Genomic DNA, 26,340 nt, shown 5'->3' on the forward strand with positions numbered 1-26,340 from the left:
CTGCCTGCAAGGCGATATTTTCATCGTGAGTGACAAGAAGCAGGGTTTGTCCATATTTTTTATTACTTTCTTTGAGTAGCTTGATGATTTCCTGACCGTTACGGCTGTCCAGACTGCCGGTCGGTTCATCGGCCAGCATGACTGCCGGGGCGTTCATTAAAGCGCGTCCGATTGCAACACGCTGTTGTTGACCACCAGAAAGCTGATTGGGCAGATGAGTTTTGCGTTCCTGTAGCCCGAGCAATTCGAGCAGGTCATTCAGCCGTTCTGCGTTGATTTTTCGCTTGTCCATCAGAATGGGTAAAGTGATGTTTTCCACCACATTTAAAGTGGGGATTAGGTTATGAAATTGATAAATCAACCCCACCTGCCGTCTGCGGAAAATGGCAAGCTTTTCGTTGCCCCCCGCATATACATCCTGCCCGTCCAAATAGATTTTTCCACTCGTGGGCACATCAACACCTGCAATGGCGTGAAGCAAGGTGGATTTACCGGAGCCGGAAGAACCAATGATTGCAGTAAAATCGCCTTTTTCAATTGTAAGAGTAACATGGTCTAACGCTGTGATCTGATTGTCACCCTTGCCGTAGACCTTGCATAAATTTTCAATTTTTAAAAACTCCATTGTATGAGTCTCCTTTCTCGTGGTTCACCCATATCGTAGAACTTTTAACTGACATCCCGGTGACTTTTTGGTGAGAGATCCGTCATTTAGCAAAACGAATCGTAAATACAGCACCGCCTTGCGGGTGGTTTTTGGCAGTGATTGTGCCGCCCTGCCTTGCAATAATTGTTTTGCAGAGAGCAAGTCCAATCCCGTATCCGGTAGCCCCTGCGCGTTTCCCGCGATAGAACCGGTCAAACAGGCAGGGCAAATCCTCCTTTGCAAAGCCGGCTCCGCTGTCATGAATCATAATCTCGGTAAACAGTGGATTATCTTCACATGCAATCGTAATCTTTCCGTCATCTCCTGCGCTTTCCATGCAGTTTTTAAAAATGTTTTGAATGGCTTCCGAAAGCCAGCGGTCATCGCCCTGAATGAACATTCCTTTCGGCACATCCATTTGCAAAGCGATGTTGTGCAGCTCCATGGAAATCAAGAACGGATGAACTGCACTGCTGATCAAAGTATGCACATCAATTTTCTCTCTCTGAAACACTACAATGCCCGCATCCAAGCGGGATAGCTTTAAAAGAGAAGTAAGCAGCCAATCCATCTGTACAAACAGTTCCTTTGTTTCTCGGATCATTGCTTTCCGTTCCTTCTCATCCGCATTGTTTTCCAATAGAGATAAAATTAGGTTTACCGATGTGAGAGGAGTACGCAGCTGATGGGCGATGTCAGCCATCGACTCGGAAAGATGTTTCTTTTCCCTTTTCAGCGCATCGTTTTGCTCCCGAATACGTAGGGTCATTTTTGTGATCTCGCTTTGTAAAATGGAAAGCTCGCCTTCGCTTGCTTCACCAATGAACAGATGGTCGGCATTATGCAGCACAAGATCAATTTGTTCTGATAGCTGCGCAATGCTTTGATATCTTGCTTTCGTGAAAACATAAAATACCGTGCCGAAGGCAGCGGCAGAGGCAAAAACAAGAATTCCGGCAGCTGGTTGAATGACAAAGCCTACTGCGGCAAATGTGATAGCAATTGCTGCAAACACCACAGCAAATTTCCGTATCTCCCTATTCCGAAACATGTCCATCCCCCAATCGATAGCCTGTCCCGCGAACGGTTAGAATGATTTTCGGGGTTGCTGCGTCGTGCTCAATTTTCTCTCGTAAGCGTTTGATGTAGACAGTCAACGTATTGTCATTTACAAACTCGCCCGCCGCATCCCACAATTCGTCAAGCAACTTACTCCTTGTGATAATACTTTTCGGATTGTTAATAAACACCAAGAGTAACCGGTATTCTAAAGCAGAAAGAAAGACCTCGCTGCCATTCTTTTTCACAACACCGCTTGCCATATCCACATGAAGTCCAGAGATTTCAAGGGCCGATGGAGAGATTCCACTCTTGCGCAGAGCGGCTCTGATTCGTGCAATCAATTCACGTGGACGAAAAGGCTTTGTGATATAGTCATCCGCACCCATATTCAGACCGGTCACCACGCTAGCCTCGTCACCGGAGGCGGTCAGAAAAATTACAGGGATATCCATTCTTCCTTTGATTTCTGTAAAAATCGTAAAACCATTTCCATCGGGTAAAGAAATATCAATCAGCGCCAAGGCAAATTTATTTCCTGCAAGCGCGGCAAGAGCTTCCCCATGTGTAGAGGCGTGGATTACTGTAAAGCCCTCCGAACGGAGCAGCAGCACAAGATTCTTCGCAATTGCCTTATCATCCTCAACTAAAAATATTTGTTTCATCTAGGTTCGCCATCCTTTCTCCGCCCATCAATAGGCTTGACTGCCCCTTTAGGAATCATCCATACCTTGCTGAACCGAACAACACCTTTAATTCTATTTTCTTCACAGAGTTTCTGAACCCATCGCTCTGTAATATTCCATTTTTTAGCAGCTTCCCGCACAGTCATATATTCCATATCATCGAATCCTTTCAAAGAATATGTGTATAGTGTATTCGTCTGAACGAATTAAATCAAGATAGAAAATCTTAACTTTATCGGTTGTATAGTCTCTCACTTTTTCCTTAATAGAAGTGAGGGGCATTTTTATGCCTTCTCTCTCGTTAGAAAGGGGTGTTCATCAAGATGAAGCGAGGAAATTTTTTTATCGTACAGAATCAGGTTTTTGAGTATAAGATGTCACCAATTGCATTTTACGTCTATTGCTATCTTTGCAAATGCAGAAATAAAAAAAGTGGCTGCTACCCAAGCAAACAAATCATCGCGTCAGCCTGTGGAATTGCAGTCAGCTCTGTCAGCAAAGCCATTAAGCAGCTTTCCGATGCAGGGCTGACTGTGGTCACCAAAAACTTCAGAGACGGCAGGCAAATCAATAATTCCTATGAGCTTACTGATTTGGTTGTCTGCGAAACAGATACCCCCACAGGTCATGATGGCACATCCCCTGTCTTACAAACGGATAGGAGTAAACAAGAAGAATAGTAACCTGTCAGAACAACAATTTATTAAAACAGAGAAGAAAGAATAGCTGTATTTTAGCCTGAAAAAGTAGGGTCGAATATTGTGCAGGTTAAAGGAGTTATGCTGCTTTGGCAGCATAACTCCCGGAAACGCCCACCGGCAAAGCCGTTGGGGGATTTGAAAGTAGCATAACTTTTTAAGTGATAGCGCAAATTGTTATGCCAGATTTAAAGAAAGTGCCGATACACAGCCATTTTCTTTCCTCTGTTTTTGCATACTGTCGTGAAAGGAGCGAGAACATGCCATTTCTTTGCAACGGAGATTTCAGTGTTCATTCCAAAACCATCAACGGCGTGCAATATGTTACCTTTAGCTTTTTCAAGGGAGAAAGCACCATTTTTGATAAGGTTGGAAATCTCATCACCCATTCCTGTGAAGCATCCCAAGAGGTCGAGATTCCGTCCGAATCTTTAGTGGATAATGGTATAGCTATCAAGAAAGATTGATGGTATCCTGTCGTGCTAAAGGAGGTGCGGCTATGGCACAGACAAACACAGCAATCTACTGCCGCCTCAGCCAAGATGATGGACAGACTGGCGAGAGCGGCAGCATTCAAACACAAAAAACACTGCTCACGCAGTACTGTAACGACCACCATTTTATTATCTCTGATTATTACTGTGATGACGGATGGTCAGGGACAAACTTCGACCGGCCTCAGTTCCAGAGGATGATGGAAGATATTGAAGAGAGTAAAATCAACATTGTGGTGGTGAAAGACCTCTCCCGGTTCGGTAGAGAGTACGCACAGATGGGTCTTTACATCGAGCATTACTTTGAGCAAAAAGGTGTTCGTTTCATTGCTGTCAGTGAGAATATTGACACTGCAAATGGAACGGATAACCTTGTGTTCCCCTTCACAAATGTAGTGAATTCCTATTATGCCCGGCAGTGTTCCACCAAGACGAAAGCAGCACATCGGGCAAGAGCCAAGACTGGTATGTACTTGGGGAGCCATGCTCCTTTTGGGTATATCAAGAATCCAGATGACCGTCACAAACTGATTATTGATCCGGTTGCTGCCGATATCGTGCGGCAGATTTTCCAGCTGTTTGCCGAGGGGGTAGGCTATGTTCGGATAACAAAAATCCTGCGGGAGAAACGAATTCTCAACCCGCAGGCCTATTTTAATCAGAATAATCCGGACTATTTCCAGAGTGAATATTGGCGAAAGCCCTTTGACTGGCATGCCACTTCTGTCCGCTCCATCATGAACAATCCTGTGTATCTCGGCAAGGTAGTGTTCGGTCGGCGTAAGACAAAGGGATTTTTTGATAAGAGCATTGTAGATGTTCCGGAGCAAGACTGGATTGTGGTAGACAACACCCATGAGCCGATTATTACGCAGGAAGTATGGGATACGGTGCACCAAGTTATGAAAAGCAGGTATTATGCAAAATACCCCCTAACTGTTGTTCTACATAATCATCAGCATCAGCTAAATCATGAGCGGAAATCTTCCCCTCACGCATTAAATTATCTACTTCTCGTGAGTCCTTAAATCTCATTCCATAAAACAGGCTACCCTCTGACGTTCCATTGTATTTTATGGTTTTGGGGAAATTGTCGGCTACCCAAAAATTGTCTTTGCAAGACCAGTGATCAACTATTCCATCCACATAAAACTCAACAAAAGATTCGTCAGAATAATCTTCTTCCCTTAGCAACCCAAGATTATGTCTCGAAATGAGTTGTGCCAAACAAGACATAATTGTACTTTTACCCACACCATTATTTCCTACAAAACAAAAAATTCCGTTTTCTATTGGCACATCTATAACGCCGTGATTTATTCCCTTAATTTTATGAATAACCATTTTTAATTCTGACATGTTTTTCCTCCTACTGTTTAATACACTCTTTAAGTTTCTTATGATAACGTGTCTTTATCCGGCTCATACGCAATAACATCCTCTAAATCACAGTCCAATATTTTGCAAAGCGCCTCCAGCGTGTTGGTCGATACTGACTGATTGGCTTTCAATCTGCGAATGGTGGAGCTGCTAATTTCGCCTTTGACCTGTAACGTATAGGTTGAGGCGTTTTTCTTTTTCATTGTCTCCCATAGCGGAGCATAAGAAATCATTTTCTTGCGTTCCCTCCTTTACACTCTTTACATATCTCCATTATTGCCTATAATAGATGGTGAGTGTGATAGGCAATATTGCCTATGTGTTAGGATTAACAATGTAAAGAAAAAGATGTAGGAGGAATGATTATGAGCGAAAAAGCGTGTTGCGTCACAGGACATCGAGACATCCCCGCCGATAAGGTGGATTATGTAAAATCAAAACTGAAAGAGGAAATCGAAAAGGCCATTGCCGATGGCTTTACCATGTTTATTTCCGGTTTTGCCGAGGGGGTAGATTTGCTCTTTGCCGAGCTGGTGCTTGAGCAAAAGGCCCAGCACCCCGACCTGTTTTTGGAGGCGGCCATTCCGTACAACAATCGGTTGAAATCAACTGACCCACTTTTCCGTAAATGCTTGGAGGGTTGCAACGGCATCAAGGTACAGCAGGAGGAATACAGCCAAGATTGTTTTATGAACCGCAACCGCTATATGGTGGCTCTGTCCAGCCGGGTGATTGCCGTATACGATGGCCGGGATAAGGGCGGCACACTTTCCACCATGCGCTATGCTCACACGATGGAGCGAGAGGTCCGAGAGATACGGATATAGCAACTTCGGGCCAATTTGGCCCGAAGTGTGAGGACAAGAACGGTGCAGTCTCCACATCCTTGTTGTCGAATTTTCTACATGGTAAAATATAGGTAGATGGTAAAAGTAGCGTCTGGACAACAAGAAAGTGGGGGTATTTATGAGACTGATATTTAAGATTTTGGCGGCTCCTCTGGTGGTGGTTTTGGCAATCGGTACGCCTGTGCTGGCGTTCCTGTGCGGGGTCGGTGAATGGCTGTTGGATATTGTGAGTGGCCTAATTGTTTTGCTGGCTCTGCTGGTTTTTTTGGATAAGCAGTTTGTCAATGGCGGCATCTTACTGTTTATTGCTTTCCTCTGCTCCCCTTTGGGGCTGCCCGCCGTGGCCGGGTGGGCGGTGGAAAAGCTGGTTAACCTCGATTACTCGCTGCGCCGTTTCATCACAACGCCGTGACTTCGGGCCAATTTGGCCCGAAGTGGAGCAACATAAAACAGGCGGCTTGCAAGGCCGCCTGTTTTCATAGAAAGGGGGTGTGCCTATCGCCGCAACCTATTTCAAGACCCACCACATCAGCAAAGGGCAGACCATAGCGCAGTCGATGGCTGACCGTTTCGACTATGGCCAAAACCCGGACAAGACCCAAAACGGCGAACTGATTACCGCCTACGAGTGCGACCAGCAGACCTGCGATGCCGAGTTTCTTTTGAGCAAGGCTAAGTACAAGGCCATCACCGGGCGGGAGCAGAAAAAGGATGCGGATATACTTTGCTATCAGATACGCCAAGCCTTTGCCCCCGGCGAGATTTCGTCCGAGGAGGCCAACCGTATCGGCTACGAAACGGCCATGCGCTGGACGAAAGGCCGCCACGCCTTTTTTGTAGCAACCCACACAGACCGCCAGCACATCCACAATCATATTTACTACAACTCAACCTCGCTGGATTGCACCCGCAAGTTTCGTGATTTCCTCGGCTCGGCCTTTGCCCTGCGGCGGCTCTCTGACCGGGTGTGTTTGGAAAATGGGCTGTCGATTATCCGCAACCCCAAGCAGCACAGCAAGGGGCGGCATCGGCACTATGGGGAGTGGCGGGAGGCGGCCAACGGCAAGCCTCTCACCTTTCAAGAAAAACTGTGCTTGCAGATAGATAACGCTATCGCCCAGCAGCCCGCCGATTTCCCCGCTTTTCTCGCTCTGATGGAGGCGGCGGGCTATGAGGTCAAGGAGGGCCGGGGCGGAGCTATCAGCTTTCGCACCGAGGGCCAAGAACGGTTTACCCGCTTGCGCTCCTCCACGCTGGGCGAGGGGTACGGCCCCGAGGACATTAAGGCCCAGCTTGCCGGGGGCGGGCGATCCGCACAGCGGCACGCCCCGCCCACCCGAAAGGTCAATCTTATTATCGACATACAGGCCCGCTTGAAAGCCGGCAAGGGTGCTGGCTATGAGCGGTGGGCCAAGGTCTACAATCTCAAGCAGATGGCCGCCGCTCTCCAATACTTACAGGAAAACGGTCTGCTCTCCTACGAGGAATTGGAGGCCAAGGCCGCCACCGCCTCGGAGCGGTTTCACACCCTGTCCGGGCAGATGCAGCAACTTGAAACGGATATGAAAACCAACGCCGCCCTAAAGAGGGCAATCGTGGAGTACGCCAAGGCCCGCCCAGTCTTTGAGCAGTACAAGGCCAGCAAATACAGCCGCAAGTTTTTAGCCGAGCATGAGGGCGAAATTGCCCTTTACCGGGCGGCCACGGCGCAATTTGACGCTTTGCTTGGCGGTGCAAAGCTGCCCAAGATGGACAAACTGAAAGCCGAGTGGCAGGAGCTTTCCGCGAAGAAAAAGGCCGCCTACAAGGAGTACCGGGCGGCCCGGTCTACCATGCAGGAGGTCTTGACGGTCAAAGCAAATATTGACGCTCTGCTGGGTGCGCCCCAGCAGGAGAAAAGCAAGGAACAGGAGCGGTAGCGTATGGACGTAAAAGGAGCAAAGCGACGCCACAACTTCGGGCCAATTTGGCCCGAAGTGATACCGGGTTTGGGGCTGGCCCCAACAAGCAGATTTTCGCAAAAAATCGCAACTGTGGCCACAGTTGCCCTGCTTGCCGTTTAGCGGTACATCATAAAACGAGCGTTAAGCACAGCTATATTACGCATCGTTTTAACATCCTTGATTAACAAAATCACAAACGATATAATAACATTTATATCAAAAAAGGTAGTTGCAACTGATAGTTGCCGTATAGTTGGTAGAAACGCAGTCCAAACCAAGCTACAATTTATTCAAGAGGTGATAATATGACACTCGGTGAGAGATTAAAGCAACAACGAAAAAAGAGCGGACTGTCACAAGAAAAGGTGGCCGAATGTTTAGGTGTGAGTAGACAAGCTGTAACAAAATGGGAGGCTGACCAATCTGCCCCCAGCTCCGAAAATTTAATGGCGTTATCTGTATTGTATCATCTTTCTTTAGATGAATTGATTGCAAACGATGTCAAAGGAAAAAGAAAACCCAACTTGATTTTGAGGTCAAATTTGACATGGCTTGCCATTGCTGCTCAAGCGACCATACTCAATCTATTTGCGCAAAGCAAATACATTTCTCCAGAGGGTGAAAGGAGCGGTGTATGGCTAATCATTTTGCTTTTGTTATGTTCCTTATGGATGTCTGGCAATCTAATGTATGAAAAAGATATTGTGCAACGCAAAAAAAATATCAAAATCGAATTGCTTTATTGCTCCATACAGGCCATTATGACAGTCTTTGCATCTTATGCAAACTTGCAATTTTGGGGTTGCATACTTATTATGGCGGTTTGTCTACTATATATTTTGAAAATAAACCCCCAATATATGCACCGCACTTTCACAAAAAAGCAAATTGACACCACCCAGCGGTAAAAAAAAACCGTTGTTTTGGGGCAGAGTAGTTATATGCCTACACAAAATACAGTAGCCTAACGGCGGGCGTGATAAGTGCGCTCTAAAGTAAGGACACGGCGGTACTAAGGAGGTATCGCCGTGTTTAATTTTATCCTTTTTTCAACTTCAAGAGCTGGGGCACTATGGAAACATAGTGGCTTGATGTAATCAGCTAACAGCAGACTTGCAACCCACTTCGGGCCAAGTTGTCCCGAAGTCCGGCCCCGCTGTCGATCTCCACCAACTCCGTTTCGGTCAATCCCCAAAACCGAAACGGAGGTATCATCATGCCAAAAATCAACCTGCGGGACTTGTACCCCGATTTTTATAAAGCCGACTGTATCATTGACATTCCAGAGGAGGTGCTAAGTGTATTCGTGGAGCATGAGCGCCGGGAGGCCGCCTATGCTCGAAAAATGTACCGCTATAAAGCGCAATACTCCCTTGACCGTGCGGACGGAATAGAAAACGCCATTCAGTTTATTTCCTATTCTCCCGATGAAATCTATGAGCGCAAGCTGACCGCCCAGCAGCTTCACGCCGCTATTGCAGATCTACCCGACAAACAGGGCAAACGCATCTATGCCCATTACATACTCGGCATTGGTAAAACGGAAATTGCCAAGGCGGAGGGTGTGTCAACCGCCAGCGTGGTTGAGAGCATTGAGCGGGGCTTACGAAACATGGAAACTTTTTTGAAAAAGTTTTGCTGACGGCCCTAACAATGCCTCCTTTTTTGTCACGGTTATTGAGAGGAGTATTTCTCCTCAATGTACTTTGACAACTTCATACCAACGTGCCGGAAACCTTACAATGCAATTACCGTGCGGCGGGTGCGCCATAATCTTTTTGTAGCGGGAAAGGATGTGCTTATCTTATCAGCTATCAAAGAGGGAGCGGACACCACCGACAGCCGGGAGCCACCCAAGGCGGGGCGGCCCATATGGTCTGCATTGGATAATGAGACTTCCGTGTTGAACGCCTCACCGCATTGCACGGCGCACCCACAAGTATGGGCCGGGGTGAAATTCCCATGAGGGCTGCCAAGCCCGCCGACACGTTGCAGTTTTAGATAAAGGGCCAGGCCGCACCGTAAATTGATTGTCTTATGACAGGCCGAAACGGAGCGGTGCGGCCATCCCGACAGAAAGGAACTTCGGACCAATGTGGCCCGAAGTCTCTTTATCAAAAGACGAGGGTTTTCACGATGGAGCAATGGAAAAATAGTGCTTGCCGGGGCTATGTCATTTTGGCGATGGAAAACCTCGACTTTAAGCCCGAGGACATCAAGCGTGTGATGGATGAACTTCACTGGCTCTTTGATGTGAAAAGCATTGACGAGGCCGAGGAGCATTACCAAAACAGCTACTACTAATCCAGAGCAGCGACAAAGGGCAGCACCCGCAAGAGTGCTGCCCTTTGTCGCTTCCCTATGAGACAATCGGGAATCGGACAAATAAAAATCTTATTTTGCGAGGAGGCCACCACATGGAACAGAAAGTCATTCCTTTCACCCCGCCGGAATACCAAGTCGGCGGCACAAAATACACCGTTGTTCCTGTCCATGAGGAACACGCCAACAAGCATACGCTGGAAAGCAAAATCCTGCGTTTAATCTTTTCGGACAAGGAGCAGACCCCGCCTCAGCCGTAAACTTTGCAGTCTTGACATCCTTAACATCAGCGGTCAGATAAGGTATAATATAAGTACAATATTTGTCTGTTTGACTGCCGGAAAGGAGGATTTATGAACAGTCAGTCAAACATTGTAACAGCTCTTTACTGCCGCCTTTCCCGTGACGATGATGTGCAGGGAGATAGCAACAGTATTTCCAATCAGAAAAAGCTCCTTGCCAAGTACGCCAAGGAGTACGGTTTTAGCAACACAAAGTATTTTGTGGATGATGGATACACAGGCACGAACTTCAACCGCCCCGGTTTTACGGAAATGGTGGAGGCTATCGAGGCCGGATATATCGGGGCTGTAATGGTCAAGGATATGTCACGGCTGGGCCGAGACTATTTGCAAGTGGAAATGTTCACAGACAAGTTTTTTCCCGAACACGATATTCGGTTTATCGCTGTCAATGACGGCGTGGACAGCGCCGAGGGAGACAACGAGTTTGCGCCGTTCCGCAACATAATGAACGAGTGGTACGCCCGAGACATATCTCGCAAAATCCGCAGCGCCCACCGCTTGCGTGGCAATGCTGGCGTTCCTCTCTCCAAGCCACCGTATGGGTACACCAAAGACCCGGAGAACCCCCGGTACTGGATTGTGGACGAGGAGGCCGCCCAAGTGGTACGGTACATCTACAAGCTGTGTATCGACGGCGTGAGCGAATACCGAATTGCCGACCATCTGGAAAAGCAGAAAATCCTAACCCCTACCGAGTATTGGAGGAGCAAGGGTATTCGCAGAAGTGGGAAAAAGGGCGGCGCATACAAGGACAGCCCCTACTATTGGTGTAAGACCACCATCAACAAAATTCTCAACGCCCGGGAGTATATGGGCGATGTGGTGAACTTTAAGACCTTTTCCAAGTCCTTTAAAGACAAGCGGCGGTTTGAAAACCCCGAGGAAAACCAACTCATTTTCGAGGATGTTCACGAGCCAATCATAGACCGCCAAACGTGGGAAATGGTGCAGCGCACCCGACAGGGCAACAAGCGGAGGCAACCCAAGAAAGTGGACAAAAATATGTTTTCGGGGCTGCTGTACTGCGCTGGCTGCGGGCGAAAACTGCATTTCAATGTCAACCACCCGCATACAGAAATCCAATACTTCAACTGCTCCAACTACCGGGGCAACCGGGGAACTTGCAACGACACCCACTATATCCGGGCCGATGCGCTGGAACAGGTGATGCTTTTGGAACTGCGCCGTATGACCGCCTTTTTGCAGGACAAGGAAGAGGACTTTGTAAAACTGCTAATGTCCAAGTTCATGCAGGAGGCTGTCAAGGAAAGCAAACGCCGGGAACAGGAGCTTCGGGCCATGTTGGCCCGAAGTAACGAACTGGATGCCCTGTTCTCCAAGACCTACGAGGACAACGCCAGCGGCAAGCTCTCCGACGAGCGGTACATGATGATTACCAAGCGGTGTGACGATGAGCAGCTTGCCCTTAAAAAGAAAATCGCCGCTGTGCAAGCGGCGATTGACGAGGAGCAACGGAGCAAGGACAGCGCAGCCACCTTTTTACGGACGGTCAAGAAGTACACCAACATTGAGGAATTGACACCGACCATCCTAAACGAGCTGGTAGAAAAAATCGTTGTTCATCAGGCCGAGGGCGTAGGAAAAGGCCGCACCCAGCAGCTCGACATCTACTATAACTTTATCGGCATCCTTGACACGCCGGAGGTTGCCGCCCTGCCCGCCAGCGTCACACTTGACACCAGACAGGGGGTAGCGGTTGAATACATCACCCGCAAAGCTGGTTAAAAAAGAAAATAGGAGCAATCTTTCGATTACTCCTATCTTCCGAATGTTCAGTGTCGTTATGAACATTCGACATGGTGCGCGAGGCGGGACTTGAACCCGCACGTCCTTGCGGACACTAGAACCTGAATCTAGCGAGTCTGCCAATTCCACCACTCGCGCGCATTTATTAAATTTTAAGAAAACAAAAAAATTCAGAAATATCTGTCTGAAGACTTCCGTCCTCAGACAGATATTGGTGCGCGAGGCGGGACTTGAACCCGCACGTCCTTGCGGACACTAGAACCTGAATCTAGCGAGTCTGCCAATTCCACCACTCGCGCATATTCATCTGAAATTGCAGTCTCCACTCCCCGCGTTAGCGGAGAGGGGAATGGTGCGGCTGACGGGATTTGAACCCACACGTCGATTGGACACCAGCACCTCAAGCTGGCCTGTCTACCAGTTCCAGCACAGCCGCGAATCCATGCCAAAAAAAGACTGCTTGATTATTATAGCCAGAAGCTTGAAAAATGTCAACCTCAAATTTCCCTTTTCGGCAAATATTTTGTTTTCCTCTGCTGCAGCCGCGCCGGAGGGCGGCTTTCCGCTCCTCCGGCGCGTATGTCCACTTTCCCTTGTAGGGCTCAGCGCTCCGCCGCGGGCGTATATGCCCTGTGCTCTTCCACGCACTCATATCGCGGACGGATCAGCTTTCCGCCGCCGGAAAGCTCCTCCATCCGATGGGCGCTCCAGCCGGAAATGCGGGCCACCGCAAATAGTGGTGTATACAGCTCCTTGGGCAGGCCCAACATCTCAAATACAAACCCGCTGTAAAAATCAATATTGGTGGAGATAGCGTCCTTCCCCCGCCGCATGGATAGCAAGCCTTTTCCCAGCCGCTCCACCCGCTCGTAGAGGTCCAGCTCCTCCCCCCGTTCCTTCTCCGTGGAAAGGGTCTTCACATAATCCCGGAACACCTCGCACCGGGGGTCCGTCCGGGTATAGACCGCGTGGCCCAATCCGTACAGCAGTCCCCTCCCGTCAAAAACCTCTCCGTTCAAAATACGCTCCAGATAATTTTCAAGTTCCCCGTCGTCATTCCAGTTTCGCACATGAGACTTGATGTCCGCCATCATCTCCATCACCTTGCTATTGGCCCCGCCGTGGCGCGGGCCTTTCAGGGCCGCCATGGAGGCCGCGATGGCAGAATAAGTATCCGTTCCTGAGGAGGTGACCACGTGGTTGGTAAAGGTGGAGTTGTTGCCTCCGCCGTTGTCGGCGTGAAGTACCAGAGCCACATCCAGCACCCGGGCTTCTAAGTCTGTATAACGCCCGTCTTGACGCAGCATCCTGAGAAAGTTCTCCGCCGTGGACAGCTCGGGCCTTGGCTCGTGGATAAACAGGCCCTCCCCCTTGTTAAACCGATAGGCCTGATAGGCGTAAATGGCCAGCAGCGGCATAATGGCAACCATCTGCAAGCTCTGGCGCAGCACATTCCCAAGACTGATGTCGTTGGGCTGATCGTCATAGCAAAACAGCGTCAGCACCGCGCGCTGCATGCTGTTCATCAAATCCTGCGGCGGGGCTTTTAAAATCACGTCCCGCAGAAAGTTGCTGGGCAACGTCCGATAAGTGGCAAGCTGAACGCAGAAATCCCGTAGCTGGACCTCAGTGGGCAGCTCGCCAAACAGCAGCAGATACGCCGACTCCTCAAAGGCCAGCCTGCGCCCCTCTGACCCCCGGACAAGCTCCCGGCAGTCAATGCCACGGTAATACAGCACACCGTCCTCCGGCAGAAGCTTTCCGCCCTGATCCACGGAGTACGACTGAATTTCACCCACGCGGGTCAGTCCCGTCAGCACACCCTGGCCGTTCTCGTCCCGCAGGCCCCTGCGCACGTTGTACTTTCGGTACAGTCCGGGATCTATGTAGTTTTTCTTCTCCCACTGCTCCTCCAGAGCCCGAATCTTGGGTGTAATCTGGGAGTAGACGTTCTCCCCTTTTTCCGACCAGATCATTCCGCCGCCTCCTTTGTCGCCTCACAGACAGCCAACGTCCTCACCGCGGCGCTCCAGCGCCGCGCATACAGGATTATCTGTCCGCAAAGCAAACCGTTCCCAATATACATCATATACCGCAGCGACGTTTCATGCCCGCGATATAATGCAATCATATCATACAGCAATTTCATTTTCAATGAATTTCATTGGTTTTTTATCGGCTATTTCTCCAAATATTGCAGTCTGACTAATTGTTTTATTCATTCTTTCGGCAATCTGACAGGTTCGCCTGCAAATTGACCCATTTTCATATCTGGTCAAGCGTCTCTCCGATGGAATCGTTAATCACAAGGTCGGCAGACAAGTCCGCCGCCACGGGGGATTTGTTGATGATTACCAGCTTGCGCCCCTGATACCACCGGATCAGACCCGCCGCCGGGTACACGTTCAGGGATGTGCCCCCGATGATCAGCATGTCCGCCTCGGCAATATAGCGGGCCGCCCGTTCCATCGTATCCATGTCCAGCCCCTCTTCATAGAGCACAACGTCCGGCTTCACCCGCCCGCCGCAGACCGCGCAATGGGGAACGCCCCGAGAGTTGCGCATAAAGGCAAACTCATAAGCTTTTCCGCAGCTTTCGCAGTAATTTCGCAGAACGCTGCCGTGTAGCTCCAGCACTGTGCGGCTTCCCGCTGCCTGATGAAGTCCATCAATATTTTGGGTGATCACCGCTTTCAGCTTCCCCTGCTTTTCAAGCTCCGCCAGCTTACGATGTGCAGCGTTGGGCTTCGCGTCGGGGGCGAGAAGCTTTGCCCGGTAGAATCGAAAAAATTCTTCCGGCTTGCTTTCGTAAAAGGTATGGCTTAAAATAGTTTCCGGCAGGTAATCATATTGCTGGCGGTACAGCCCGTCCTCGCTGCGAAAATCAGGGATACCCGACTCTGTGGAAACCCCCGCGCCTCCGAAAAAAACGATGTTGTCGCTGCCGTCCACCAAGGCCTTTAGTCTCTTTGCGCTTTCTGTCATAAAACGCCTCCGTCCGCGTCAATTCTTATTTATAATAAGGAGAACTTCCATGAATATTCAGATCTTTGGCTCCTCCAAGTCCTTTGACAGCAGAAAGGCCGAGCGGTGGTTTAAAGAGCGCCGCATTAAGTATCAGTACATTGATGTTGTCTCCAAAGGATTATCCCCCAGAGAGTACCAGTCCGTCAAGCAAAAAGTTGGCTACGAGGCACTGGTCAACACCAAATGCCGGGCTTATGAAGCCCTCTTCATGCCCTATATCACGCCGGATGCGCAGGAGGCAAAGCTTCTTGAAAACCCGGAGCTGTTTCAAACTCCCATCGTCCGCAACGGAAAGGACGCCACCGTGGGCTACCATCCGGAAATCTGGGAAACATGGGAATAACCCCGCCCCGCCTTGTGGCGGGGCTTTTTCTTTTCTTCGCAGAGTTTTTGTATCCAAAATTTTTCGTACCTTTGTTCTGTTTTTTCTCTTGACAAAAACATTCGTTCTAGTTATAATCGTTTTAAATTAGAACAAAAGTTCCAAAGGAGGCTTTTATATGACCGGATACACCCTGTTTTTGATTTTTGTGGGTACGGGATTCTTGACGCATCTGCTCTTTCGCGTGATTGACGCCATCGAACGTCCTTCCCGGTCCCTCCGGCGCGCGGAAACGCGCTAAGCATGCCATGGAACTGCTTGAAAAACTGACCATCCTCTCCGACGCGGCGAAATACGACGCGGCCTGCACCTCCTCCGGTGCGCGGCGGGGATATAAGGATGGCTTCATCGGCAACACCTCCACGTCCGCCATGGGCTGCTGTCATTCCTTTTCGGCGGACGGGCGGTGCGTCACGCTGCTGAAGGTATTGCTGAGCAACCAGTGCGCATACGACTGCAAATACTGCGTCAACCGGCGCAGCAACGACACGCCCCGGGCCTCGTTTACTCCGGAGGAGCTTGCGGAGCTGACCATTGGATTTTACCGGCGAAACTATATTGAAGGGCTTTTCCTTTCCTCCGGTGTTTTGCGCAATCCCGACCACACGATGGAACTGATGATCCGCGCATTGCAAATTTTGCGAGAGACTTACCGGTTTAACGGTTATATTCATGCCAAGGCCATTCCTGGGGCCGCGCCGGAGCTGGTGGAGCGGCTGGGCCTCTTGGCGGACCGACTGTCCGTTAACATTGAACTGCCGTCGGAGGCAGGACTGAAGTCTCTTGCCCCCGACAAAACGAAGAGCGCGATTCTCGCGCCCATGCGGCAGATTCAAACCCGTGGCGTTCAATGTAAGGAAGAACTGGTCAAATATCGCCATGCGCCGAAATTTGCCCCAGCAGGGCAAAGCACACAACTGATCGTGGGTGCCACGGCGGATTCTGACCTGCGGATTTTGCGCCTGACGCAGGGACTGTATGACCGCTACCGCCTCAAGCGGGTCTTTTTCTCGGCATACGTTCCAGTGGTTGCGCACACGCTTCTCCCCTCCCGGGACACAAAGCCCCCTCTTCTGCGGGAACACCGGCTCTATCAGGCGGACTGGCTCCTTCGGTTTTACGGGTTTCGTGCGGAGGAACTTCTGGACGAGGGAACGCCGGACTTCAACCCGCTGGTGGACCCCAAGTGCAGTTGGGCACTGGCCCATCTGGAGTTTTTTCCTGTGGAAGTAAACACGGCGGACTATGAATCGCTGCTCCGGGTTCCGGGGGTCGGTGTCGTCTCCGCCAAGCGCATTCTGGTTTCCCGCAGAGCGGGAACTCTGCGAACGGAGGACCTGCGAAAGCTGGGCGTGGTGATGAAGCGGGCACAGTATTTCCTCACCTGCCGGGGGCAGATGCCTGAGGGACTTCGGTTTACGCCGGAGAGCCTGCTCCGTAATCTGATTGCAGCGGAACAGCCCGGCCTTCCCGGCGCCCGGATGGAGCAGCTTTCCCTGTTCGGCGCATGAAAGGGGTATATGATGGAGGTCATCTATCTTTACGACGGAAGCTTTGAGGGCTTTCTCTGTTGCATTTTTGAAAGCTACGCCAATCGGGAACTTCCGTCGGACATCACACCGGAGGAAGATGCCTGCCCCACTCTGTTTCAGACCCGGCGCATCGAAACAGACAAAAGCCACGCGGACCGTGTCCTGCGTAAGACGGCGCTTCTCTCCAGCGAGGCAGTTATCCTGCTGCGGCGCGGTTTTCTCTCCTGCCTTGCGCATCGGGAGATGTATCTCTACCGTTTAACCGCCAAGCTGCTTCGGGAGGGGCCGGGTTTTCTCCGGAATCTGGCGGACGAAACGTTGCTGCCCGTTCTGAAGGCGGTGCGCCATCTGGAGGGGGAGGCCCAGCTTCTGCGGGGCTTTGTCCGCTTTTCGGAGTACTCTGGAATTTTAGGCGGGGAAATTGAACCGAAAAACCGCGTGCTTCCGCTGCTCCGCTCCCATTTTTGCAGCCGTTTTCCCAATGAGCGATTTTTTCTTTACGACCGCACTCATCGTGAGGCGCTGTTTTATGCCCGCGGAAAGGCTGTCATTGCTCCGCTGGAACGGTTCGAGGCGGCTGCACCGGACGAGACAGAAGCCGCCTTCCGGCGGCTATGGAAGCGGTTTTACGATACCGTTGCCATCAAGGAGCGCGAAAATCCCCGCTGCCGCCAGACCCACATGCCAAAGCGCTACTGGGGCACCATGACCGAATTTCAGGACGAGGACTATTTCATTGCCGGGCAGAATCCCCGGCTGGAGCTGGAACACCGCGGGCCGGGGCTGCCGCCCGTCTGAGGCGTGCAACAAAGCCGCAGAAGCACCTCTCGTGTGCTTCCGCGGCTTTTGATTGAAACGGTTTGTCCGTTTCCATAAATAGTTTTATCTTTCCGGGCGCCACGGCTCAAAGGCTCGCCGCAACCGCTCCAGTCCCCGCCGTTCCAGCCGGGAAATCTGAACCTGCGACACCTTAAGGATTCTGGCAGTCTGCTCCTGAGTAAAGCCTCGGAAATAGCGCAGGAGAATGGTCATCCGCTCTTTTTCAGGCAGCGCCTCCACCGCCTGCCGCACCGCAAGACGCTCAACAATTCCGTCCTCCGGTGCCTCAGTTCCCAGCATTCCCTCCAGCGCAAGGCCGTCTTCCGTCTCCCGTTGAAGAGAATCCGGCAGATCCGTGGCCAATTCCGTCCGGGCAATTTCTTCCGGAGTCAACCCCGTACTCTCCGACAGCTCTGAGAGTACCGGCTCCCTTCCCAATTCAAAGCGCAACCGCTCCCGAACGCCGTACAACAGCGCCGCTCGCTCCCTGATGGTCCGCCCCACTTTGATGGCCCCGTCATCCCGGAGAAAGCGGCGGATCTCCCCCGCGATTTTTGGCACGGCATATGTAGAAAAGCAGGTTCCATAAGTAAAGTCAAAGCCTTGCACCGCTTTTAAAAAGCCAAGGCACCCCAGTTGATAGAGATCGTCTACCTCCACGCCCCGGCCATAATATCGCCGGACGATGCTCCAAATCAGGCCGCTGTTCTCCTCCACAATCTGCTCGCAGGCCCGCTGGTCACCCTCCTGCGCCGCCCGGAGCAGGTCCAGCGTCGCCTGAGCGCTCATCGCTGTCCGTTGGCCCGGCTGGCTATTTTCTTCCGCATGGTCACCGTGGTTCCCCTCCCCGGCGTGGAGTGAACGGTCAACGCATCCATAAAGCTCTCCATAATGGTGAAGCCCATGCCGCTGCGCTCCTCACCGCCGGTGGTAAACATTGGCTGGCGTGCCTTATCAATATTGGAAATTCCCTTTCCGGCGTCCTTAATTGAGATTTCCAGGATATTGCCTTCGCAGATTTTAGCCTTCAGACTTACTTTTCCGATAGAGTCAGGATAGGCATGGACGATGGCGTTGGTCACCGCCTCGCTGACCGCCGTCTTAATATCCTCCACCTCGTTCAGCGTGGGGTCCATCTGCGAGGCGAAGCAGGCCGCCGCCATTCGTGCAAAGCCCTCGTTGCTGCTGCGGCTGGGAAACTCCAGCCGGATGTAATTCACGCTCTTCCTCATACCGTTCCCTCCTGTTTTATGTGAATCAGCCGTCCGATTCCGGCGGCGTCCATCACGCGCTTCGCCTGGGGCGGCACATGGCAGACCTGCATGCTTCCGTCCAGCGCGTCCATGCACCGCTTTGCCCGCAGCAGCAGCGCAATGCCGGAGCTATCCATGAAGGTCACGCCGCCGAAATCCAGCAAAAGCCTGCGGGGAAGCGCCGCGTCCACCGCCAGTTCCAGATCCCGGATGGCGTTTTTCGCGGCATGGTGGTCCAACTCCCCGCTAAGCTCCAGCAGTAAGTTGCGGTCTGCGGTCTGCATTTTGATATCCATCTCCCAAGTCTCCTTTGCATTAGCTATATCAATTCCGGAAATTGAGCGCGGCATTGGGGTTGCCGCTTACCTACATCAGGTCTTTTTTCAATTCAGCCGCAGCCAAACTCCCAAAAGGCAGCAGCCGCTTTCTAAGGTTGTCGCCCTCCCAGGGGCACCCGCCTGCGGCCCGGCTTCTTTGTAAACGCCTGAAAAGACCCGTCATGCATGTCCCTGCGGCGATCATACCATGACTCAAATTTTCTTTTCTGTCGAAAACCTTTTGGTTTCCATAAATATTTTATTATGGAAACCAGGCCCGTTTTTCAAGCGATTAGTTTCCCTACCTTTCGCCTCTCATCGCGATTTTCATTGAACCAATCAGAAACCGTCTTCCCTCCTCCCCGGTTTTCTCTCTTGCTTTTTGTGCAAAAAGCTGATAAGATAAGACAAATCGCGTAAACGTTTTACTTTCCACGGGACGCAGGTTTCCGCCCCGTTTGAAAAATGGGAGAGACGGATGGAAAACACACAGATCACAGCACTGGGAGAAATTCTGATTGACTATACTCCTCTGCCGGATTCTGACGCCGGCATGGCGGTATTTGAGCAAAATCCCGGCGGCGCACCGGCAAATGTTCTGGCCTGCGCCGCAAAGCTGGGCCGCAGGACTGCTTTCATCGGTAAGGTTGGCGACGATATTCAAGGCCGGTTTCTTGCGGACACGCTGCAAAAGACCGGTATCGATATCCACGCCCTTTTGGTGGACGGGCGCTACTTCACCACGCTGGCGTTTGTAGAGCTTTCCGAGAGTGGAGAGCGCAGTTTCTCTTTTGCCCGAAAGCCGGGCGCGGACGTGCAGCTTTCTCCCGAGGAGCTGGACCGCGAGTTGATTTCCCACAGTGACATCCTGCATTTTGGCTCCCTCTCATTGACGGATGAGCCCGCCCGCAGCGCCACGATGGAGGCCGTGCTTCTAGCCCGCAGGTCCGGAGCAATCATTGCTTACGACCCAAACTATCGCCCATTGCTGTGGACAAGCAGAGACGCCGCCATGGAGCAAATGCGCATTCCTCTGCCTCTTGTGCACCTTTTAAAGGTTTCCGACGACGAGGTGGAATATCTGACAGATTGCTCCGATCCCCGGGAAGGGGCGGAGAAGCTTGTGCGGCAAGGGCTTCGCTGCGTGGTGGTGACCATCGGCAACCAAGGCGCACTGGTTGCCGCAAAAGAGGGGAGCGTTATGGTCCCCGGCTTTCCCACCCGGGCCGTGGATACCACCGGGGCGGGCGATTCCTTTTGGGGCGGTTTCCTGACCCGCGTTTCAGAGAGCGGAAAATCGCTGGAACAGATCACCTTTCAGGATTTTCAATCCTTTGCCCGTTTCGGAAACGCCGTGGCCTCCCTTTGCGTGGAAAAACGGGGCGCCATGCCCGCTATGCCCCACCGGGAGGACGTTCTGCTCCGTATGCAAACGGCAGAAAATGGTCGCCGGACGCGGGATAATGACATGAAGTAAACAACAACACCGCGTGAAAGAACGTGCGGACGCGGCGGCTTACGCGCCGTCTTCCTAGCAAAACTTTTCACAACTAAGCGCATAAAGAAAGCACACGATTTTAAAAAATCGTGTGCTTTCTTGCATCTGAATCAGGAGAAGAAGCTGGTAAAAACTCTCTGTACGGATTACCGCGCCACTCTGCAGAAAACGCGGGAGGCAGCGACGAAAAAACAAACATTGACTACCTGCTCAGCCTGGCCAATGGGTCGGAAAATTAGGCACAGGATCATTCGTGACGGGGCCGCATCATAAGGCATAATGCGAACCTGCCTGGAAACAGGAGCCCCGCAAAATCAGCAGTTTTATGGAGAGAGGCGGGGCAACGGAATGAGAGAACTCTGGAAAATTTTCTCCAAAATGGCCAAAGCAAGTGTGTCTACGCTTACTTTGCTTGCGATTTACGTACTTTTTAAGGCCTGCAACTAAACCGTTAGACAAAGAAAAGCAGAATTCCAGCTTTGCCCCTGCGCAATAGATTTGTAAAGGATATGCCCATGAATCAGAATCCGTTTTATTTTCGTCTTTCTGTCAGCCTATGTAATATTACTGCATGGGATCGCTTCTTTCGTGCTCCCGGTGGCGTGGGATCGTCGGTTTTGAGTTCCTTTGTAATACTAGTGTCTGTAAAACAGAAAACGGCAATATTTTTTCTGATCTTTTATATGGGTTGTTTTTTCATGTTATATTGAGTAGAAATAATCCGAAATTCTTCGGATGAAAAAATGCCCGAAAGAGCAAGTCCGATTTAGATAGTGTCGACAATAAATATGTGTCATAATAGAAAAATTAAGTAAAGAGGTTTCTCTATGGTGGCAGCATATCATCGACACGATATTTCAGATGCGGTATGGAAGCTGATCGAGCCCTATACCATCGGAAACAAAGGGAGTTGGGGCGGTAATGCTCGTGACACCCGTCTGTTTATTAGCGCAGTGTTTTGGGTATTACGTACCCGAGCACCGTGGCGCGACTTGCCGCCCGACTATGGTAACTGGAATACCGTGCAGCGTCGATTTTGCCGCTGGCGCGACAAAGGCATTTGGGAAAACATTGTGGAAACCCTGATTGATGAACCTTATTTAGAATGGCTTATAATTGATGCCAGCCACATTAGAGTGCACCCCCACGGGACAGGCGCTGTCGGCGGCAATCAAGATATAGGCAAGACAAGGGAGGCTCAATTCCAAGGTACATTTAACCGTGGCTGCGAATGATATGCCGGTCGGATTCTTTGTTACAGCGGGTACAACAGCGGATTGCAGATATGCGCAGCAACTGATTGCCGGATTTTCAGCGGATGCTTTGTTTGCAGACCGTGGCTATGACACAAACGAGTTAATAAAATTAGCTTTAGCGGCAAGTATGCAAATTGTCATCCCGCCCAAAAAGAATTGTAAAAAGCTGCGGGAATATGACGCATATCTTTACAAGCTTCGTCATTTGGTTGAAAACGCTTTTCTGTTATTGAAACGATGGCGCGGTATTGCTACTCGTTACGCTAAAAACACCCCCTCTTTTGTCGCCGCCGTTTAAATTTGCTGCATTGCTATCTGGGCTAATGATTTGACTTAACTATTGTCGACACTATCTAGGGTGTTTTAAAAAAGAGATACCCGCACATTTTACCGTGCGAGTATCTCTTTCTAGTTTTGATCAATTGGTTCATTCGCGGAACCGTCCCCGTGTATTCTTTTAGGGCAACTGGACGCGAGGTTTTGACGAGTCGGCACCTTGACCCTCAAAATAGTCCATTGCATGTTGATTGCAAATCTCCATTGGGTTCGGCTCTGACAAATCTGTGCCACTTTCCAGAACGTCTTCCGGGAATCTACTGCGAAGTGAGCTTTCATAATTTTCGCCATCTTCTGGTTACCAATAATCAGTGACGCTGTACACACCATCGGCGCTTACGAAGGTAATAACACAGGGGTTGCTCCCGCTCCCCGTTAGCTTAGCTTCGCCTTCCTCAAATTGGTATTGGGCGTAAAGGGCCACCAAATATACCTCAGTAGATTTGTCCTGCACCACAGTCTTGAATATCTCATGGTACTCAGTAGCAAACATCTGCTTATCGTCACCCCTAAAGCTGCCCCTGTTGTGAGAGATTATTGCGTCTGACACTGCTTCTTCCAATGCCACATCCACACTTGCCGACGAATTAGGCAAGGATGTTTGTGTCGATGCCGTAGAAGAAACCATAGTAGCTGATTGGCCATTCTGCCCTTGGCGTGTCGTGCAGCCACCCATTATAAAGATACACAGCATTCCCGGAATTAAACACATAAGTACCTTGGTTTTCATAGCATCGTCATCCCTCGTTTGAGCACTATTTAATAATTATTAATCGCATAAAATAAATACGTAGGGGTCAGCTCAGTACTGGTGAACGCGATATCCTTCCTATTGTGATTATGCGCAGTGTAACAGACGTGAATGCTATTGTTGATAAATACCAACACAGAATCGCCAGGCTTGGTTGCAAAATTTCCCGCATTTGTATCCAAGTAGCTTTCCTTAGTGGCATAGCCATTGTCAACCATATAGTCCGAAAGCTTAGAAGTACTAATCCAAGCGCCCAAATCCTTTCAATAAGTGCTATCGGATCACCTTACCAATCCTCAAACACAAATAACACTTCAGCGGAATCAGCGCTGACACCGACTAGACTGATTTCGCCGTGATTCCAGCTGTTTTCCATATAAGGCTTTTGATAAATTACATAGACGGTAAAATCGGACGGAAAGCCGTTTTCAGCATAGTCGAATATAGCTAGGGATTCCGCATAGACCCCCATGGATTTTGCATCCGTCTGAGTGGGGGAGCCGGACCAAACCGCCCTCTGAGCAGCCGTGCGCTGGTAGGCTTGAACCGAGTCAAGGTCCGTTTGGTACTTCAGGCACAGAGATGTGCCGCCCATGTCAGAGTCATAGGCAAAATACATTTCCTCAGCGGACTCCGGAATCTCATCGGGAAAAAGAGCCAGAGCGGAAGTACCCGGATCGTTTAAGGATTGAAGAACGGAGGGATAATCCGCCGGGTTCTCTGTCGATGGATCGAGGGTATCTGTGGTAGCATGGAATAGAAGCACCAAAGATAGGAACAAAAGTATTATGGTCACCACGATTGCCGTGTTTTTTACGGTTCTTTTCTTCACGGTATCCTCCATAGCTACTACTGAAGTTTGCAGGAGCCTCCAATAAATGCAGCGTCATAATGATCTATAACAAGAACCCATCATCATTTCCTGTGTAACAAGGCGCAAATTAAATGATTTGCGCCTTGTTACACAGCAAACGGAACCTTATTCACTGATTATTCTTTTTCCCTTCATACATGCCTATTGCAATGCATCCGCATCCCATGATAATTGCGTAAGGCATTTCATATTGGAAAAAGCATTCTTCATTTGATATGCAGGCAGCGGTAAGCAGGTCCCAACGAAACAGGCGGCCTGTTCGTCTGTGCGGACATACTTGTATACTTGTGGACCGAGTGCACCCCAAATTTTTCATTATAAACACGCCATTATCATATATCTTCTCCGCAATGGGGACAACAATTTGGGATCATTCCTCGAATGTTTAAAAGTGAATAGTTGCAATGGGGACAACGATAAAAAATCTCAGCTTGGATACTTGCAATTACGATTAAGGCAATTCCTAACAGATATGAAAAGAAGCCTGCAAAAACTCCCATAATAAGTCCGAGCCATAGTAACTCAAAACTATGTTTGTAACTCACTTAGCAACACCCGCTTTATCATACTTTATGATATTTATCACCTGTTTTTCCATATCGCAGCAGAAATATATTGCTTCTCATGTAGAAATTCATTTTCATAACGCCTATCTTAATTATGCTATACCTCTTTCTTTCATTTGTAAAGGATATACTCATAAATTAAGTCCGATCTCATTTTCGGCTTTCTGGCAACCTATATTATTACTGCATTGGCCCGCGCCTCTTGTGACCCGGTGGTACGAAATGGCTGGTTCCGAGTTCCTTTGTAATCCTAGTGTCTGGAAAGCAGAAAAAGGCAACAGTGGAAAAAACAACAGTTGCAATTTCAAAAAACAATGTGCTGCACTTTTTGATTTTCTAGCTTTAACGCTTGGATCATTCCTTTTCAATTTTCCAGCAAAAAAGTAAACACCGGATAAACCGTATTTGAGAGTCGATCTGGTGCAGAGGCGTCTCCGTCCGATACGGTAAGATATCCTGTAGCAGCCAGCCGTGCAGAAGTTTGATCTGTGCCGATATTGGAAGATGAACTCATTTGAGTCCATCGCACATTGCTCTGTGTACAAGAAATTTCTGTAATGGGTTGATCGATTTCGTAAATATAGGGGGTTAGATGATCCACAACTACAATGAGAGTGGTTAATTCGCCTTTTATTTCGTTAATTTCTGGAAATGTAAACGCCCCTGTAAACTGATAATAGCTTACATTGCTGCCAGTTGAATTAAAAATTTCACTTTCCAAGTCTCGCAGTTCTTTTTCAGCAAGCTCATTATTGCTACTATTAAGTTTAGTTTTCAAGCACACAGCATCTTCAAAGCTGATGATTTCGCAATATCCAGAATCATTTTCCATCTCAAGGTGGGAAATATTCCACTTACGGGTAACAGCATTTCCGGTCTTACTAAACAGTACTAGAACGGCAAGACTGCCAACAATTATAAGTAATAATAAGCTACGGTGCTTTTTCATGAGTTTCCCTCCAAATTCTATTAAATGGTGACCTGTTTCTCTGTTGAATTTCGTCTTTGCTAACGTCACGAAAGCTTGTAGACTTCTTGATCGGGACAAATTTATTTGAGGGCAATAAACAGATAACTACATGGCGCATCTCAGCACGAAAGCAATACTCACCATAAGCCTGATTACCGTCATTAGTAATCAAGTTTAAAAGTTCTGCATAGAAAACTTTTTAAGAGCGGATTGAAAAAGACTCCCCAAACAAGCGTTTTTGCAACGTAAAAACGGCAGATGTATCCACGTCTGCCCTGCTTGCCGGTTATATGTTTCCCAGGGGCCTGCAACCAAACTGCCGGATAACGAAAAGGTCAGAGACACACTATTCCCGGCAATCTGGCCTTGACGGGGAACGAATCCTATATAGGCATTATCGTGGACCGCACGTCGAACGGCAGTGCCGGTCTGCCACTGTTCCAGCGGCAGAAATAATGTGGCGGTGACAGAATACGTCGTCACAGGCTTTACTCAAGTTGGCAAATCAGGCGTGTCCGCTTGATTGTCAAAATAAGGATACATTTAAGATTTATTATTTTTATCGCTAATCTCCCTGAAAGGCCACATCTGCGGTCTTTCAGGGAGATTGA

The 26,340-nt window shown here is 49.7% G+C and carries 30 protein-coding genes, 3 tRNA genes and 1 pseudogene; 16 read left to right on the forward strand and 18 right to left on the reverse strand.

What is annotated here, in order from left to right:
* From RTK01_RS07860 to RTK01_RS07875, 4 genes are all read right to left on the reverse strand, one after another.
* Positions 1-625 (reverse strand): ABC transporter ATP-binding protein (locus tag RTK01_RS07860; RefSeq protein WP_312280449.1); only part of this gene is annotated, 625 nt, incomplete at its 3' end.
* 82 nt (positions 626-707) lie between these two features.
* Positions 708-1,697: a HAMP domain-containing sensor histidine kinase gene (locus RTK01_RS07865; RefSeq protein ID WP_312280450.1), complete on the reverse strand. Its 990-nt coding sequence runs from the start codon at positions 1,695-1,697 to the stop codon at positions 708-710.
* A complete protein-coding gene (locus tag RTK01_RS07870; RefSeq protein ID WP_312280451.1) occupies positions 1,684-2,370 on the reverse strand; it encodes a response regulator transcription factor in 687 nt (228 codons plus the stop codon). Before RTK01_RS07870 ends, RTK01_RS07865 begins: the two co-directional genes overlap by 14 nt.
* On the reverse strand, positions 2,367-2,546 hold the full coding sequence (locus RTK01_RS07875; protein WP_312280452.1) for a helix-turn-helix domain-containing protein: 180 nt from the start codon (positions 2,544-2,546) through the stop codon (positions 2,367-2,369). Before RTK01_RS07875 ends, RTK01_RS07870 begins: the two co-directional genes overlap by 4 nt.
* A gap of 168 nt (positions 2,547-2,714) precedes the next feature.
* Between RTK01_RS07875 and RTK01_RS07880 the strand changes: the two genes are divergently transcribed.
* Positions 2,715-3,071 carry a helix-turn-helix domain-containing protein gene (locus RTK01_RS07880; protein ID WP_312280453.1) on the forward strand — a complete coding sequence of 119 codons (357 nt, stop codon included), beginning with the start codon at positions 2,715-2,717 and terminating at the stop codon, positions 3,069-3,071.
* 206 nt (positions 3,072-3,277) lie between these two features.
* Here RTK01_RS07880 and RTK01_RS07885 read toward each other — a convergent pair whose 3' ends face one another.
* Positions 3,278-3,478: a hypothetical protein gene (locus RTK01_RS07885; protein WP_312280454.1), complete on the reverse strand. Its 201-nt coding sequence runs from the start codon at positions 3,476-3,478 to the stop codon at positions 3,278-3,280.
* 110 nt (positions 3,479-3,588) lie between these two features.
* Here RTK01_RS07885 and RTK01_RS07890 point away from each other — a divergent pair, with 110 nt between their 5' ends.
* A complete protein-coding gene (locus RTK01_RS07890; protein WP_312280455.1) occupies positions 3,589-4,611 on the forward strand; it encodes a recombinase family protein in 1,023 nt (340 codons plus the stop codon).
* Between the two features lie 199 nt (positions 4,612-4,810).
* Here the strand turns inward: RTK01_RS07890 and RTK01_RS07895 are convergent.
* Both RTK01_RS07895 and RTK01_RS07900 read right to left on the reverse strand, forming a co-directional pair.
* Positions 4,811-4,942, reverse strand: a pseudogene (locus tag RTK01_RS07895) (ATP-binding protein); the annotation flags it as partial.
* Between the two features lie 38 nt (positions 4,943-4,980).
* Entirely contained in the window at positions 4,981-5,196 is a 216-nt protein-coding gene (locus RTK01_RS07900; RefSeq protein WP_312280456.1) for a helix-turn-helix transcriptional regulator, read from the reverse strand.
* 132 nt (positions 5,197-5,328) lie between these two features.
* On the opposite strand from RTK01_RS07900, the gene RTK01_RS07905 reads away from it, so the two are divergent.
* The 8 genes from RTK01_RS07905 to RTK01_RS07940 all read left to right on the forward strand — a co-directional run bounded on the left by RTK01_RS07905 (position 5,329) and on the right by RTK01_RS07940 (position 12,127).
* A complete protein-coding gene (locus RTK01_RS07905) occupies positions 5,329-5,790 on the forward strand; it encodes an SLOG family protein (protein WP_312280457.1) in 462 nt (153 codons plus the stop codon).
* A gap of 139 nt (positions 5,791-5,929) precedes the next feature.
* Positions 5,930-6,223 carry a CD1845 family protein gene (locus RTK01_RS07910; RefSeq protein ID WP_312280458.1) on the forward strand — a complete coding sequence of 98 codons (294 nt, stop codon included), beginning with the start codon at positions 5,930-5,932 and terminating at the stop codon, positions 6,221-6,223.
* Between the two features lie 85 nt (positions 6,224-6,308).
* Complete coding sequence (locus RTK01_RS07915; protein ID WP_397352534.1) at positions 6,309-7,730, forward strand: relaxase/mobilization nuclease domain-containing protein; 1,422 nt, start codon at positions 6,309-6,311, stop codon at positions 7,728-7,730.
* 329 nt (positions 7,731-8,059) lie between these two features.
* Positions 8,060-8,662, forward strand: coding sequence for a helix-turn-helix transcriptional regulator (locus RTK01_RS07920; protein WP_312280459.1), 603 nt, complete (start codon positions 8,060-8,062; stop codon positions 8,660-8,662).
* A 308-nt stretch (positions 8,663-8,970) separates the two neighbouring features.
* The gene (locus tag RTK01_RS07925) at positions 8,971-9,396 is read left to right on the forward strand and encodes a sigma-70 family RNA polymerase sigma factor (RefSeq protein ID WP_312280460.1); all 426 of its coding nucleotides are present in this window, start codon (positions 8,971-8,973) and stop codon (positions 9,394-9,396) included.
* A gap of 494 nt (positions 9,397-9,890) precedes the next feature.
* Positions 9,891-10,058, forward strand: a complete 168-nt coding sequence (locus RTK01_RS07930) for a hypothetical protein (RefSeq protein WP_312280461.1) — start codon at positions 9,891-9,893, stop codon at positions 10,056-10,058.
* Positions 10,059-10,171: 113 nt separating this feature from the next.
* Entirely contained in the window at positions 10,172-10,336 is a 165-nt protein-coding gene (locus RTK01_RS07935) for a hypothetical protein (RefSeq protein ID WP_312280462.1), read from the forward strand.
* A 93-nt stretch (positions 10,337-10,429) separates the two neighbouring features.
* Entirely contained in the window at positions 10,430-12,127 is a 1,698-nt protein-coding gene (locus RTK01_RS07940; RefSeq protein WP_312280463.1) for a recombinase family protein, read from the forward strand.
* A gap of 72 nt (positions 12,128-12,199) precedes the next feature.
* Here the strand turns inward: RTK01_RS07940 and RTK01_RS07945 are convergent.
* The 5 genes from RTK01_RS07945 to RTK01_RS07965 form a co-directional block, all read right to left on the reverse strand.
* Positions 12,200-12,286: transfer RNA gene (locus RTK01_RS07945), tRNA-Leu, on the reverse strand.
* A 74-nt stretch (positions 12,287-12,360) separates the two neighbouring features.
* Positions 12,361-12,447, reverse strand: a tRNA-Leu gene (locus RTK01_RS07950).
* 51 nt (positions 12,448-12,498) lie between these two features.
* Positions 12,499-12,584 (reverse strand) — tRNA-Leu (locus RTK01_RS07955).
* 166 nt (positions 12,585-12,750) lie between these two features.
* Complete coding sequence (locus RTK01_RS07960) at positions 12,751-14,124, reverse strand: citrate synthase (protein ID WP_312280464.1); 1,374 nt, start codon at positions 14,122-14,124, stop codon at positions 12,751-12,753.
* 289 nt (positions 14,125-14,413) lie between these two features.
* On the reverse strand, positions 14,414-15,133 hold the full coding sequence (locus tag RTK01_RS07965; protein WP_312280465.1) for an NAD-dependent protein deacylase: 720 nt from the start codon (positions 15,131-15,133) through the stop codon (positions 14,414-14,416).
* Positions 15,134-15,182: 49 nt separating this feature from the next.
* On the opposite strand from RTK01_RS07965, the gene RTK01_RS07970 reads away from it, so the two are divergent.
* The 4 genes from RTK01_RS07970 to RTK01_RS07985 all read left to right on the forward strand — a co-directional run bounded on the left by RTK01_RS07970 (position 15,183) and on the right by RTK01_RS07985 (position 17,887).
* Positions 15,183-15,518: an arsenate reductase family protein gene (locus RTK01_RS07970; protein ID WP_294857289.1), complete on the forward strand. Its 336-nt coding sequence runs from the start codon at positions 15,183-15,185 to the stop codon at positions 15,516-15,518.
* A gap of 157 nt (positions 15,519-15,675) precedes the next feature.
* On the forward strand, positions 15,676-15,798 hold the full coding sequence (locus tag RTK01_RS07975) for a hypothetical protein (protein WP_294857291.1): 123 nt from the start codon (positions 15,676-15,678) through the stop codon (positions 15,796-15,798).
* A gap of 7 nt (positions 15,799-15,805) precedes the next feature.
* Positions 15,806-17,068: a putative DNA modification/repair radical SAM protein gene (locus RTK01_RS07980; protein ID WP_312280466.1), complete on the forward strand. Its 1,263-nt coding sequence runs from the start codon at positions 15,806-15,808 to the stop codon at positions 17,066-17,068.
* A gap of 9 nt (positions 17,069-17,077) precedes the next feature.
* Entirely contained in the window at positions 17,078-17,887 is an 810-nt protein-coding gene (locus RTK01_RS07985; RefSeq protein WP_312280467.1) for a TIGR03915 family putative DNA repair protein, read from the forward strand.
* An 84-nt stretch (positions 17,888-17,971) separates the two neighbouring features.
* Here the strand turns inward: RTK01_RS07985 and RTK01_RS07990 are convergent, their stop codons facing one another.
* The 3 genes from RTK01_RS07990 to RTK01_RS08000 are packed head-to-tail and all read right to left on the reverse strand — an operon-like array spanning position 17,972 to position 19,457.
* A complete protein-coding gene (locus RTK01_RS07990) occupies positions 17,972-18,697 on the reverse strand; it encodes a sigma-70 family RNA polymerase sigma factor (protein WP_294857295.1) in 726 nt (241 codons plus the stop codon).
* Positions 18,694-19,140, reverse strand: a complete 447-nt coding sequence (spoIIAB, locus tag RTK01_RS07995) for an anti-sigma F factor (RefSeq protein ID WP_312280468.1) — start codon at positions 19,138-19,140, stop codon at positions 18,694-18,696. The genes RTK01_RS07990 and spoIIAB overlap by 4 nt, the downstream gene beginning before the upstream one ends.
* Entirely contained in the window at positions 19,137-19,457 is a 321-nt protein-coding gene (locus RTK01_RS08000; protein ID WP_312280469.1) for an STAS domain-containing protein, read from the reverse strand. Before RTK01_RS08000 ends, spoIIAB begins: the two co-directional genes overlap by 4 nt.
* A 499-nt stretch (positions 19,458-19,956) precedes the next feature.
* Between RTK01_RS08000 and RTK01_RS08005 the strand changes: the two genes are divergently transcribed.
* Both RTK01_RS08005 and RTK01_RS08010 read left to right on the forward strand, forming a co-directional pair.
* On the forward strand, positions 19,957-20,955 hold the full coding sequence (locus RTK01_RS08005) for a carbohydrate kinase (protein ID WP_312280470.1): 999 nt from the start codon (positions 19,957-19,959) through the stop codon (positions 20,953-20,955).
* A gap of 848 nt (positions 20,956-21,803) precedes the next feature.
* A protein-coding gene (locus RTK01_RS08010) for an IS5 family transposase (RefSeq protein WP_312280471.1) occupies positions 21,804-22,530 on the forward strand; the annotation gives its coding sequence in 2 pieces (ribosomal slippage) (positions 21,804-22,174 and positions 22,173-22,530; 729 coding nt in all).
* 336 nt (positions 22,531-22,866) lie between these two features.
* Here RTK01_RS08010 and RTK01_RS08015 read toward each other — a convergent pair.
* The 3 genes from RTK01_RS08015 to RTK01_RS08025 form a co-directional block, all read right to left on the reverse strand.
* The gene (locus RTK01_RS08015) at positions 22,867-23,298 is read right to left on the reverse strand and encodes a hypothetical protein (RefSeq protein ID WP_312280472.1); all 432 of its coding nucleotides are present in this window, start codon (positions 23,296-23,298) and stop codon (positions 22,867-22,869) included.
* Positions 23,299-23,605: 307 nt separating this feature from the next.
* A complete protein-coding gene (locus RTK01_RS08020) occupies positions 23,606-24,151 on the reverse strand; it encodes a hypothetical protein (RefSeq protein ID WP_312280473.1) in 546 nt (181 codons plus the stop codon).
* Positions 24,152-25,123: 972 nt separating this feature from the next.
* On the reverse strand, positions 25,124-25,708 hold the full coding sequence (locus RTK01_RS08025) for a hypothetical protein (RefSeq protein WP_312280474.1): 585 nt from the start codon (positions 25,706-25,708) through the stop codon (positions 25,124-25,126).
* Positions 25,709-26,340: the final 632 nt, after the last annotated feature.

The organism is Oscillibacter sp. (genome assembly GCF_031978065.1).
Lineage (GTDB): Bacteria > Bacillota > Clostridia > Oscillospirales > Oscillospiraceae > Oscillibacter.